Genomic DNA, 12048 nt, shown 5'->3' on the forward strand with positions numbered 1-12048 from the left:
ATAAGGAGGCATCTTTACATGAGTAAAGTAATTGGTATTGACTTAGGTACTACAAATTCTTGCGTTGCCGTAATGGAAGGCGGAGAAGCTGTCGTAATTCCAAATCCAGAAGGTAATCGCACAACCCCATCTGTTGTAGGATTCAAAAAGGATGGCGAGCGTGTTGTTGGTGAAACAGCAAAACGTCAAGCAATCACAAACCCTGATAAAACAATTAGCTCAATCAAGCGTCACATTGGTACGAACCACAAGGAACATATCGATGGCAAAGACTACACGCCACAAGAAATTTCCGCGATTATCCTGCAAAAGCTAAAAGCTGATGCGGAAGCTTACCTTGGTCAATCCGTTACACAAGCGGTAATTACGGTTCCTGCTTACTTCAATGACAGCCAACGTCAAGCGACGAAGGATGCTGGTAAAATTGCTGGTCTTGAAGTTCTTCGTATCGTCAATGAGCCAACAGCAGCAGCACTAGCTTACGGTTTGGAAAAAACAGAAGATCAAACGATTCTCGTTTATGACCTTGGTGGCGGTACATTTGACGTATCCATCCTTGAACTAGGCGATGGTTTCTTCGAAGTTAAAGCAACAAGCGGCGACAACAAATTGGGTGGCGATGACTTTGACCAAGTGATCATTGATTACCTTGTTGCTGAATTCAAAAAAGAGCAAGGCATTGACCTTTCCAAAGATAAAGCTGCGGTTCAACGTTTGAAAGATGCGGCAGAAAAAGCGAAAAAAGAACTTTCCGGTGTTTTGACTACGACTGTTTCCCTTCCGTTCATTACGGTTGCAGACGGCGTGCCTCAGCATTTGGAGTTGAACTTGACTCGTGCGAAATTCGAAGAACTTTCTGCTGGCCTTGTTGAAAGAACGCTTGGACCAACTCGTCAAGCACTACAAGATTCCGGTTTGTCCACAAGCCAAATCGACAAAGTCGTTCTTGTTGGTGGATCTACACGTATACCTGCGGTAGTAGAAGCAATCAAGAAGTTGACTGGTAAAGAGCCTCACAAAGGCGTTAACCCGGATGAAGTTGTTGCTCTTGGTGCAGCTGTTCAAGCTGGTGTTTTGACTGGTGAAGTGAAAGACGTTGTTCTTCTTGACGTAACGCCACTTTCCTTAGGTATCGAAACAGCAGGCGGCGTATTCACGAAGATGATCGACCGCAACACAACGATTCCAACGACGAAATCACAAGTGTACTCCACTTATGCAGATAACCAAACTAGCGTTGAGATCCACGTACTTCAAGGTGAGCGTTCGATGGCTAGCGGTAACAAAACACTTGGGCGCTTCATGCTAGGTGACATTCCTCCAGCTCCACGCGGCGTACCGCAAATCGAAGTTAGCTTCGATATCGATGCTAACGGTATCGTTAACGTGTCTGCTTTGGATAAAGGAACAGGCAAAAGCCAAAAAATCACTATTACTTCTTCAAGCGGCTTAAGCGATGCGGAAGTTGAACAAATGGTGAAGGATGCGGAAGCACATGCTGAAGAAGATCGCGCACGTAAAGAGCTTGTAGAAGCTCGTAACGAAGCAGATCAATTGGTATACTCCGTTGACAAAACGATCAAGGATCTTGGCGATAAAGTTGACCAAGGCGAGATCGACAAAGCGAATGCAGCGAAAGAGAAAGTGACTGCTGCTCTAGCTGGCAACGATCTTGAAACGATCAAAAAAGCTACTGAAGAATTGACAGAAGTTATCCAACAACTTTCTGTTAAATTATATGAGCAAGCTTCTCAAGATCAAGGTCCTGATGCTAACGCTGGCGCAGGCGCAGGCGAAGCTCCTAAAGGCAGAGAAAATGTTGTGGACGCTGACTACGAAGTGGTTGACGAACCTAAAAAATAAACATATTCTAACTAAATAGAAGTTTAAAGAAATTTTTTAAACACTGTTTGTTATCAATTAACGTAAGAGTCAAAGCCAAGGGGAGGTTTCTCCGTGGCTTTGACTTTCCGTTTGTAGTCTTGAACATGGGAGTGGAACAAGTGAGTAAACGTGATTATTACGAAGTGTTAGGTCTCGGTAAGAATGCTTCACAAGATGAGATCAAGAAGGCTTACCGTAAAATGGCGCGTCAATATCACCCTGACGTGAACAAAGCGGCGGACGCAGAAGATAAATTCAAAGAGGCGAAGGACGCGTATGATGTTCTGAGCGATGATCAGAAACGTAGTCAGTACGATCAATTCGGACACGTAGATCCTAATCAAGGTATGGGCGGCCAAGACTTCAGCGGCGGCTTCGGGGATATCTTTGATATGTTCTTTGGCGGCGGCGGTGGTGGTAATCGTCGTAACCCAAATGCACCACAGCGTGGTAACGATTTGCAGTATACAATGACAGTTGAGTTCAAGGAAGCGATTTTCGGTAAAGAAACGGATATTAACATTCCGCGTACTGAAAATTGTGATACGTGTCATGGTTCAGGTGCTAAGGCAGGAACGAAGCCGGAAACATGTGGCGGCTGTCACGGCAGCGGACAACAGGAAGTGGTACAGAATACAGCGTTTGGCCGTATTGTAAACCGCCGTGTCTGTACGTCTTGTAATGGTTCGGGTAAAATCATCAAAGAAAAATGCGGAACGTGTCATGGCGCTGGTAAAGTGAAGAAAACACGTACGATTCACATTAAGATTCCAGCGGGTGTGGATGACGGTGCTCAACTACGCGTTTCTGGTGAAGGTGAAGGCGGAACACGTGGAGGTCCATCTGGCGATCTTTACGTTGTCATCCGCGTGAAATCACATGAGTTTTTCCAACGTGAAGGCAATGATGTGTACTGTGAAGTTCCTTTGACTTTCATGCAGGCAGCGCTTGGCGATGAAATCGAAATCCCAACATTAACTGAGAAAGTAAAGCTTAAGATCCCAGCAGGCACGCAAACCGATACGTATTTCCGTCTCAAAGGCAAAGGTGTTCCACATCTTCGCGGCTTTGGTCAAGGCGATCAACACGTGAAGGTCATTGTGATGACACCGACGAATTTGTCGGAAGATCAGAAGGATCTGCTTCGTCAGTTCGGCAAGCAAAGCGGTGAGCATACGCATGAGCAGAGCCAGTCTATTTTTGAACGAATGAAAAGAGCCTTTTTAGGCGACTAGAGAGTATTCGACACCTCGAGTGCGTGAATTGCAGATTTTTTCTGTGTATTCAAGGCATTTGAGGTGTTTTTTATTTTAAACATTCTGTTGGATTTATCCAATGAATCAGAATACATGGTATCCATCCCCACCTCCGATAAAAAGATCCGGTTAATCATCACTTAACATAATCTACCACTTTTACAAGAAATCCATATAGAATTGACGCTCTCCAAATCTATGAGCCTTATGCTAGGAAGGTGAATACTATTTCTGGAGGGAAAACATTTGAAAAAAGGGTTAAAGCAAATCATGGGTTCAGGTATGGCGTTCTCCTTATTAGCTCTAAGTCTAGCAGGCACCGTATCAGCAGCGGATTCAACATCAACGCCAGCAGTACCACCAGCGGCACCTTCCAAGAATTTGATTGTACTCATTGGCGATGGGATGGGTCCTGCTGAAGTAACAGCGGCTCGTTACTATGCGAAGAAATTTCTGAATAAAGACCATTTGGAATTGGATGGCGGCTATTATGTGGGGAAAGCAACTACCTATTCACAAGCTAGCCCTTATACGACGGAATCGGGAGCAGTAACGGATTCTGCTGCAGCGGGTACCGCTTTTTCGACAGGTAATAAAACCTACAACAACGCCATCAGCGTATCGAACGGCGAAGTAGCCAAGCCGTATGCTTCCGTAATCGAAGCTGCAATCAAGCAAGGTAAAGCAACAGGTCTTGTAACAACAGACAACATTACGGGGGCTACCCCTGCAGTTTGGGCGTCTCATGTTCGTCAACGCAGTAACCAAAATGCAATTGCTTCACAGTATTTGAACAGTGGCGTCAACGTTTTCTTCGGCGGCGGTAAGATCAACTTCATGACGAAAGAAGACAAAGGGAAACGGACTGACAAAAATATCATTCCTGATTTTCAAGCAAAAGGCTACCAAACAGCGTTTGATAAAAAGGGGCTAGATGCGATTCCGGCAACAGCTGGTAAGGCACTTGGACTTTTTGCAGATGCCGAAATTCCTTATGTGCTAGACCGTACAGATTCTGTGCCTAGTCTGCCGCAATTATCGCAAAAAGCACTGGATATTTTATCCCAAAATAAAAATGGCTTCGTCTTGATGGTTGAGCAAGGTCGTATTGACCACGCTGGGCATGCCAACGATCTTCCTGCGAACATTCAAGAAATGCTAGAATTGGATGCCACTTTCAAAACGTTAGTTGATTTTGCCAAAAAAGATGGGAATACATCCGTAGTCGTTACGGCCGATCATGAGACAGGCGGGTTGTCACTTGCAAGAGACAATGTCTATGAACTGAATGTTGATTTGTGGGGCAAAGAAAAGCATTCGTATGAGTATGTGGATGCGCTCTTGAAAAAAGCGCAAACAGCGGATGATATCCGTAAAATTGTTGCCGACAACATTGGCTTCACGGATCTGTCCGATGAAGAAGTTCAACTGATTTTGAAAGGCGATGGTTCTTCCTATGGTCGTGGCGGCGGTTATAACATGGTCGTGTCGAAGCGTCTTGGTGTAGGTTGGACGGGTCATGGTCATACGGGTGTTGATGTTGGCGTTTGGGCATACGGTCCGATCGCTGCGCTTGTGAAAGGCGATGTCGATAATACGGATATTGCTCTAAATGGTGCAAAAGTGATTGGCGCTGATTTGGCGGCAGCGACGAAAGAATTGCAGGATAAATATCTATATCCTCTCTTTAAAGTAACACGAGATAGCAAAACATTATTCACAGCAAGATCCTTGGCTGAGTCCTTAAGCATTCAAGTAGCATGGGATGAAGTAACTCGTACAGTTACATTGACGAAAGACAGCCAAAAGGTATCTGTTCTTGTAACTACTGGTGCGGTTACTGTAAATGGTGCAGCAAGCGCATGGGTTGGCAATGTAGATAACGGTAAACTCTACCTGCCGCTTGAAGCCTTTAACCAGTTAACTGGTAAAAACTATACGTGGGATTCCTTCAACGAGCGCATTGTGAAAAATTAATCGTAGGAGCAGACGGACATGGGGAGCTCCTTCCCTGTGTCCTCTTTTCTTTTGAAGTCGAATCGAAAATGTGGGGTGTTCGTGTGATCAAACTGCTAGACATATCGAAATCTTTCCAACTGCACGGTCAAAGCTTACCTATCCTAAAAGTTGCCGAGTGGCAGGTTCAAAGGGGCGAAAGAATTGCGCTAATGGGGCCGAGCGGCTGTGGGAAAAGTACGCTTTTGCATCTTCTAAGCGGTGTTCTTACAGCGGATCAGGGAGACATTTGGGTGGATGGTCAACCTGTTCATCACTTCGCCGAGAGTAAGAGAGACCGTTTCCGAGCAGAAAAAATAGGCTATATATTTCAGGAGTTTCATTTAATTTCTTCGCTAACTGTAAAGCAAAACGTGGAATTAATCCTGCCGCGCACATGGAAGAAGCGGGAAAGAGAAGAAAAGCTTAATTATTGGTTTGAACGTGTAGGGTTACATGATCGCAGGCATCATCTTCCTTCTCAATTATCTCGAGGCCAACAGCAAAGAGCAGCCATCGTTCGTGCATTAATTGCGAACCCTCCACTCCTCTTAGCGGATGAGCCGACGGGCAGTTTGGATTGGGAAACAGCAAGTGAGATGATGTCATTGCTGCTTGAGATTTGTAGGGATGAGCAATTGACCTTGTTGACAGTCACACATGATCGACATATTGCTGAGATGTTTCCCAAACGTGTCTATATGCATGAACTGAATGACAGACTTAGGAGTGTATTGGGATGAAAGTATTTTCCTTGCTTTGGAGCCAAGTCTGGCATCGCAAAACCTTATCGCTTCTGACCATCTGCTCCGTTGCAATAACAGCGGCGCTGGTTGTTTTCCTGCTGCTATGTAGTCAAGGCGTGGAGCAAGGAGCTGAAAAAGGCTACGGGCCCTTTGAAGTAACCATAGGTGCTAAAGGCAGCGCTTCACAGCTTGCTCTTAATACCTACTACCATATCGGTGCACCTACTGGGAATATTCCTTTTTCAATTTTAGAAGAGGTACGCAAAAATGAATTCGTGGAGTCGGCTTATGCTATGACCACAGGGGATAATTACAATGGATTTCCGATTGTAGGCATGGAACCTGGTTATTTCTTAACCCGTTATGGCTCAGCCAAACAAATGGCTCAAGGTAACTTGTATGGGAAGCTAGGAGAAACGATCGTTGGGTCCTATGTGGCAAATTCACTTGGGCTTCATGTGGGAGACACGTTTACTGGTGCGCATGGTCTTATTAAAGGTTTGGACGAAGCGGAGGAAACGGATGACGGAAACAGTTCAGAGGAAGAGGAGCACCATCATTCCTTCACCTACACGGTAGTGGGTATTTTACCGCAATTACACACATCGGATGATCGAGCTGTATTTACGACCTTGGACTATGCGTGGGCTGTTCACGAAAGCCAGCAAAGTGATGCGAAGGATATCACAGCGATCGTTGTTAAACCGAAATCGCTCCTAGGCGCACAGTCGATAAAAACGACATTCGCACAATACAACAATACGCAGGCTGTATATACGAGCAAAGCTGTTGCTGATGTTGTAAATGTGGTCGATCAAGGAACTCAGGCGGTGAAGTTCGTTACGGTGATATGTATTTTACTCGCAGCAGGATCGGTTCTATTATCTCTGATTGCTGCGGTACATGAACGCAAAAGAGATGTCGCTCTACTTCGGCTGATCGGGAAATCGAAGCTGTTTATCTGGTTTTCTTTGATCGGTGAAGGAGTTATTTTAACCTTGATTGGCTTACTTCTGGGGTTAGCTGTCGGACATGTCGGAGGTTATCTGAGTGGCGATGCGGTTTTTGCTGCTACGGGTCTACAAATACAGGCGGGATCATTCTTACCAGGGGAGTCATTGCTCGTGTTGGTCACTTTGCTGATTGCCATTGCGGCATCCATCGGACCAGCGATTCAAGCTTACAGAGTTGATCCCTTGCAATTATTTCGGTCTTGAGGTGAGTGAAGAATGAGACAAAGACATAGAACCACAGGACTGATCATGTTAGCCATGTTCGTTATTATTTCAGGCTGCGGGCAAAAGGGGGCCGAGATCGCAGGGCAATCCTTCGGGAGTATCGTGACGAACGTGGAGCCTGTTGCATCTCAAATGCCAAGCAGTAGTGAGTCTCCTAAGGAGACTCCCATCGAGGCATCTAGCACAAGTGCTACAATTCAAGCCATTTCTTCAGCGCCAACGCCGTCACTCCTACCATCGCCTGTCCCAGAGGCAGGAGCAGAAAAGCTTAAATCTACAACCACTTTGTCGTCGCCAAAGCCGCCTTCCGAGTCAACTAAAAGTACGGACGAAACGATGGCAACCAAACCGACAGAGCCTGTCACAACACAAACACCTAAACCAAAACAACCTCAACTGTCCAATGAGATCAAATGGACTGATTTTTTCGATACAGCTAAGCAAGAAACACCTTCCAATAAGTTTTGGGAGTTGAATGGAAAGTCGGTCCAGATCAAAGGTTTTATGGGGGAAGTTCTCTCCTTTGATAAACATTGGTTCCTACTGATTCCGCAGCCTGGAGCAGAGTGTCCATTTGATAATGGGGATGAGACGTATTGGAATAAGATCATGATTATTTACGTGCCGGACTACCTTAAACTGAGATATACCTCGGGTCCTCTATTGATCACGGGGAAGCTGGATGTGGGGATTAAGCTAGATGAATCAGGATACAAAACGATGTTTCGTATGTATGATGCTTCGGTTGAGAAAATAAAGGAATAAACCTGATCTCGTTTTTGTATAAAGTGTCATCGGTTGGCAAACGATAAACTGGGCTTTACTTGATAAATTCACGGTTTATAGGAGGCATGGGTACATGAATCAGAATCAGAAGAATCAAGCGAATAACAACTTGCCAGTTGCGAAGCAGGAGGATGTTGAATTTTCAGCAGAAGTAGCGGATAAGGATGATTTCGAGGCTGCAGCGCGCGCACAAGCGGCAGATGATCGACAGGAAGATCAGTAATGGCAGAGAGAGGGATTCTTGCCTATTTTCATTCCCCAGAACAAGCTGAGGGTGCCGCTTCCAAGCTAAAAGCTTTAAGAGCTGTCGATGTGCAGGTTGACCGCTTCTCGAATGATATCGGCAGTGGGTTAGAGTCGGCAATGGCTGATAGTCTAATCAGTCAAGATCATGAAGTTGATGCCGTCGGACTTGATATTGTATTAGCAGCTGTGATTGATGAGGGGATCTATGAGCAAGCCGTCCGTGTGATTGAAACTGCGGGTGGCACAATGTAAATAAGAAGCACCTATTCCAAGAGACCTCTATTAAGGGTCAAAGGGATAGGTGCTTTTTTAATAGTGTAAATGGTTATTCATTGCTCATCAATTTGACGAGCTTATCCGGTTGGTTCGTTATAATGCTCGTAACACCAAGTGCAAGCATTAGTCTCATCGTCCTTGTGTCATTTACGGTCCAAACATATACTTCTTTATGGTGATCTTCGGCTTGCCGTATAAAGGCTTCATTAACAAGCGGGTATGCCGCAGAAATTACATCATAATCAGAGTTTTTCATAAGGTCATCGATTCCCTCGGTCTTTTGGCTAACGATAAGGCCCGTTTTGATCGATGAGTTAAGCGTTTTCACTTTATGCAGCAGGTCGCCATCGAAGGAGGTCACTGTACATTCTTTTACAAAATCGTGCGATTGGATGAGATCAACTGTCTTTTCTGCAAGCTGTATGACGTGTCCATTATTTTTTAACTCGATATTCAGCTTGATATGGCCCTTCGCGAGTTTAATAACTTCATGTAGAGTAGGAACATGCTCCTCTTTATAATCCTTATGGAACCAACTTCCTGCGCTAGCTTGTTTAAGTTCTTTAGAGGTGACTTCCCACATGTTTTTGTTGATGCCAGTCGTTCGATAGGCGTTGTCATCATGCATGAGCATTACAACACCATCAGCTGTTTCTTGAACATCCAACTCCGCATATCCTGCATGATCGAGGATGGCTTGTTGAAATGCAGCCAGCGTGTTCTCGGGAGCGTCCTCTGAACTTCCGCGATGTGCCGTAACTTGGCTGTAATTATCAGCCAGCATGGTTTTGGTTGTAAGAGGGGCAATTAGTGCCATTGCAAGGAAAACAGGAAGAACCATGAGTGTTTTGCGCATAGGAAGTCTCCGTTCGTACGATGAATATTAATGATGACAACTTCAATGTACCATGAACATATTAGGAAGTTGTTAGGATAAATAAAAATATAGCGCTTACATCGCTGTCTTCATTTTACCCGAGAAGCGAAGTGTAGTACAATGTTCTTTGTGAAAATAGCCCGAACTATTTGAGTTTTCACATAGGGAATAACCGACAGGAGGAGCAATACCGATGCTTTGGCAAGAATTAACTGTACATACAACAGAAGAAGCGATAGAAATGATCACCAACTTTGTTCATGAATTAGGTGCTGGAGGAGTTTCCATCGAGGAATCCGGCACCTTAAATAAAGAGAGAGATACTTCGTTTGGTCAATTATACGAAACGCCATTCAACGATATCCCTGAGGGAAGAGCCGTGATTAAAGGTTACTTTTACCATGGCACAGACATGGAGCCTGTTCTCGCTAATTTGAAGGCATCTGTCGAACAACTAACCGAATTTGATATTGATACGGGAAATCCCACATTTGAAGTTGTCGAAGTCGATGATGAAGACTGGGCACATGCTTGGAAAACGTATTTTAAACCGATTCGCGTATCCGATCGCTTGACGATTAAGCCAACGTGGGAAGACTATACGGCATCCGAGGGTGAAATCATCCTGGAATTAGACCCTGGAATGGCATTCGGAACGGGGACACATGCAACGACATCGCTTTGTTTGAAAACGTTGGAGAAAGTCATGAAGCCTGGAGATGACGTCATTGACGTAGGAACTGGTTCAGGTATTTTATCCATTGCTGCAGCTAAGCTTGGCGCGAAGCATGTATTGGCCGTTGATCTCGATCCGGTTGCAGTTACAAGTGCATTGGATAATACGAAGCAGAACCAACTCGAAGATAAAATTACGGTGAAACTTAGCGATCTTCTTGGCGTACTAAAAGAAAGCGAGTCCGAAGGGGATACTCAGTTAGGCGTATCGATCCCAGTTCAGCTTGTAGTTGCGAATATTTTGGCTGAGGTCATTGTCATGTTCGTGGATGACGTGTACGAGGTGTTGCAGCAAGGCGGTTATTACATAACTTCAGGCATCATTACGAACAAAGAAGCGGATGTAGAAAAAGCACTGGTTGCAGCTAAATTCACGATTGTAGAGAAAAACTATGATTCGAATTGGGTTGTGATCGTAGCTAGAAAGCTGTAGGTGTTGGGTTATGGGAGGCTTATTATTTTACGATTGGAACACGTTGCCCTTTGTAATTTTGGTGCTCGTGCTCTCGTTTACGATTCATGAATGGGCACATGCGTATAGCGCCTATAAATTAGGAGATTCAACGGCGTATCAGTTTGGTCGCGTTTCATTGAACCCTATGGTCCATTTGGACCTTTTCGGGACGATTATGCTCCTGATTGCCGGCTTTGGTTGGGCGAAGCCGGTACCAGTAAACCGTGGCAACTTCAAGCGTCCTCGCTTGTTTGGGATTATTGTGACAGCGGCGGGACCCATTAGCAATTTGATTTTGGCCTTTATCACTTTATTTATTTTCGCGCTATTCCAGAAATATGGTTGGCTCGATGGGATGTCCAAGGGTAGCAGCGATGCGATTGTCCTGTTCTTGAAGTTGATGCTGAACATTAACATTACACTATTCCTGTTTAACTTGATTCCCATTCCGCCGCTTGACGGGTATCGAATTATTCAAGATTTGGTAGACCTTAGATACACGGAAACACTTCAAAAGTTTGAACAATGGGCTTCCGTCATTTTCCTATTAGTCGTGTTCATTAGACCTTTGCGTCAGGTTACGCTAGATCCATATCTAAGTTTGGGCGATGACATTATCAATCAATTTGCAATCTTGATAACTAACATATTGGGTATGTAAACTCTCGCCAAAGAGTTCCATATGGATTTTCAGAGTCAAACGAGGTATGATGGTGTGTGGATGTTTCACGCAGAAGTTATTGTTCAAATGAATTTCAAATGAACGTAGATAGAGAGGCTTTGACTATGCAACGTTATTTTCTGCCGCTTGAGCAGTTCCATGCAGCTACACAAACAGTCACCATCGAGGGGGACGACGCTCATCATCTTGGGCGGGTTATGCGAGCAGAAGTAGGGGATAAGGTTATCTGCAGCAATGGCGTAGACCGTGAGGTGCTCGTCCGAATCACTCATTTAGATAAAGGTGCTGTCACTGCTGAAATCGTGGAAGAGTTAGCCATGGATGCGGAAGCGGCTGTTCATGTGTGGATTGCACAGAGCTTGCCCAAAGGCGACAAGATGGAGCTTATTATTCAAAAAGGGACCGAGATCGGGGCAGCCCGGTTTCTTCCTTTTTTATCGGAACGAACCATTGTGCAATATGATGCGAAGAAGGAAGCTAAGCGCACAGATCGCTGGCAGAAAATCGCGAAGGAAGCGGCAGAGCAAGCCCATCGCAACCGTGTCCCGCAGATTGAATCCGTCTATTCGTGGAAGCAACTGCTGCAACGGGCGAAGGAAGCAGATGTCGCTTGGATTTGTTATGAGAAGGAAGACGGTCAACAGTTGAAACCTGCGATTCAGTCTGCAATTGCAACAGGACAAATTGGTCCAGGCAAGCAAGTGTTGATTGCAGTAGGCCCCGAGGGCGGATTCACAGAGCAAGAAATAAAGCAAGCTGAAGAAGCTGGCTTTCGCTCGGTTTCGCTGGGGAATCGCATTTTACGGACGGAGACGGCAGCGATGGTAGGTCTTACGTGTCTGTTCTATGAAACCGGAGAAATGGGAGGATGAG

Annotated in this window: 12 protein-coding genes; 11 read left to right on the forward strand and 1 reads right to left on the reverse strand. The window is 45.1% G+C overall.

Going from position 1 to position 12048, the window contains the following annotated elements:
* The first annotated feature begins 18 nt into the window (after positions 1–18).
* The 8 genes from dnaK (at position 19) to AC58P7_RS06705 (ending at position 8403) form a co-directional block, all read left to right on the forward strand.
* Positions 19–1863 carry a molecular chaperone DnaK gene (gene dnaK / locus AC58P7_RS06670; protein ID WP_497341086.1) on the forward strand — a complete coding sequence of 615 codons (1845 nt, stop codon included), beginning with the start codon at positions 19–21 and terminating at the stop codon, positions 1861–1863.
* Positions 1864–1988: 125 nt separating this feature from the next.
* Positions 1989–3119 (forward strand): molecular chaperone DnaJ, encoded by a 1131-nt coding sequence (gene dnaJ / locus AC58P7_RS06675; protein ID WP_497341554.1) that lies wholly within the window; start codon positions 1989–1991, stop codon positions 3117–3119.
* Between the two features lie 267 nt (positions 3120–3386).
* On the forward strand, positions 3387–5117 hold the full coding sequence (locus AC58P7_RS06680) for an alkaline phosphatase (RefSeq protein WP_497341088.1): 1731 nt from the start codon (positions 3387–3389) through the stop codon (positions 5115–5117).
* A gap of 83 nt (positions 5118–5200) precedes the next feature.
* Positions 5201–5878: an ABC transporter ATP-binding protein gene (locus AC58P7_RS06685; RefSeq protein WP_497341090.1), complete on the forward strand. Its 678-nt coding sequence runs from the start codon at positions 5201–5203 to the stop codon at positions 5876–5878.
* Complete coding sequence (locus tag AC58P7_RS06690) at positions 5875–7098, forward strand: ABC transporter permease (protein ID WP_497341092.1); 1224 nt, start codon at positions 5875–5877, stop codon at positions 7096–7098. The genes AC58P7_RS06685 and AC58P7_RS06690 overlap by 4 nt, the downstream gene beginning before the upstream one ends.
* Before the next feature lie 12 nt (positions 7099–7110).
* Positions 7111–7884: a hypothetical protein gene (locus AC58P7_RS06695; RefSeq protein ID WP_497341094.1), complete on the forward strand. Its 774-nt coding sequence runs from the start codon at positions 7111–7113 to the stop codon at positions 7882–7884.
* Positions 7885–7978: 94 nt separating this feature from the next.
* Complete coding sequence (locus AC58P7_RS06700) at positions 7979–8128, forward strand: YfhD family protein (RefSeq protein WP_497341096.1); 150 nt, start codon at positions 7979–7981, stop codon at positions 8126–8128.
* Entirely contained in the window at positions 8128–8403 is a 276-nt protein-coding gene (locus AC58P7_RS06705) for a hypothetical protein (RefSeq protein ID WP_497341098.1), read from the forward strand. Before AC58P7_RS06700 ends, AC58P7_RS06705 begins: the two co-directional genes overlap by 1 nt.
* Positions 8404–8476: 73 nt before the next feature.
* On the opposite strand, the gene AC58P7_RS06710 is transcribed toward AC58P7_RS06705, so the two are convergent.
* Positions 8477–9283, reverse strand: a complete 807-nt coding sequence (locus AC58P7_RS06710) for a glycerophosphodiester phosphodiesterase (protein WP_497341100.1) — start codon at positions 9281–9283, stop codon at positions 8477–8479.
* A gap of 214 nt (positions 9284–9497) precedes the next feature.
* On the opposite strand from AC58P7_RS06710, the gene prmA reads away from it, so the two are divergent.
* The 3 genes from prmA to AC58P7_RS06725 all read left to right on the forward strand — a co-directional run bounded on the left by prmA (position 9498) and on the right by AC58P7_RS06725 (position 12047).
* Positions 9498–10472 carry a 50S ribosomal protein L11 methyltransferase gene (gene prmA / locus AC58P7_RS06715; RefSeq protein ID WP_497341102.1) on the forward strand — a complete coding sequence of 325 codons (975 nt, stop codon included), beginning with the start codon at positions 9498–9500 and terminating at the stop codon, positions 10470–10472.
* A 10-nt stretch (positions 10473–10482) separates the two neighbouring features.
* Positions 10483–11154, forward strand: coding sequence for a site-2 protease family protein (locus AC58P7_RS06720; RefSeq protein ID WP_497341104.1), 672 nt, complete (start codon positions 10483–10485; stop codon positions 11152–11154).
* A 125-nt stretch (positions 11155–11279) separates the two neighbouring features.
* Positions 11280–12047: a 16S rRNA (uracil(1498)-N(3))-methyltransferase gene (locus AC58P7_RS06725; protein WP_497341106.1), complete on the forward strand. Its 768-nt coding sequence runs from the start codon at positions 11280–11282 to the stop codon at positions 12045–12047.
* Position 12048 lies beyond the last annotated feature (1 nt).

The organism is Paenibacillus sp. J22FR5, assembly GCF_059691975.1.

Bases quoted from the DNA above. Each gene is read 5' to 3' on its own strand.
- dnaJ (WP_497341554.1), top strand. From the start codon at position 1,989: ATGGGAGTGGAACAAGTGAGTAAACGTGATTATTACGAAGTGTTAGGT.
- AC58P7_RS06720 (WP_497341104.1), top strand. From the start codon at position 10,483: ATGGGAGGCTTATTATTTTACGATTGGAACACGTTGCCCTTTGTAATT.
- dnaK (WP_497341086.1), top strand. From the start codon at position 19: ATGAGTAAAGTAATTGGTATTGACTTAGGTACTACAAATTCTTGCGTT.
- AC58P7_RS06690 (WP_497341092.1), top strand. From the start codon at position 5,875: ATGAAAGTATTTTCCTTGCTTTGGAGCCAAGTCTGGCATCGCAAAACC.
- AC58P7_RS06700 (WP_497341096.1), top strand. From the start codon at position 7,979: ATGAATCAGAATCAGAAGAATCAAGCGAATAACAACTTGCCAGTTGCG.
- prmA (WP_497341102.1), top strand. From the start codon at position 9,498: ATGCTTTGGCAAGAATTAACTGTACATACAACAGAAGAAGCGATAGAA.
- AC58P7_RS06705 (WP_497341098.1), top strand. From the start codon at position 8,128: ATGGCAGAGAGAGGGATTCTTGCCTATTTTCATTCCCCAGAACAAGCT.
- AC58P7_RS06725 (WP_497341106.1), top strand. From the start codon at position 11,280: ATGCAACGTTATTTTCTGCCGCTTGAGCAGTTCCATGCAGCTACACAA.
- AC58P7_RS06710 (WP_497341100.1), bottom strand. From the start codon at position 9,283: ATGCGCAAAACACTCATGGTTCTTCCTGTTTTCCTTGCAATGGCACTA.
- AC58P7_RS06695 (WP_497341094.1), top strand. From the start codon at position 7,111: ATGAGACAAAGACATAGAACCACAGGACTGATCATGTTAGCCATGTTC.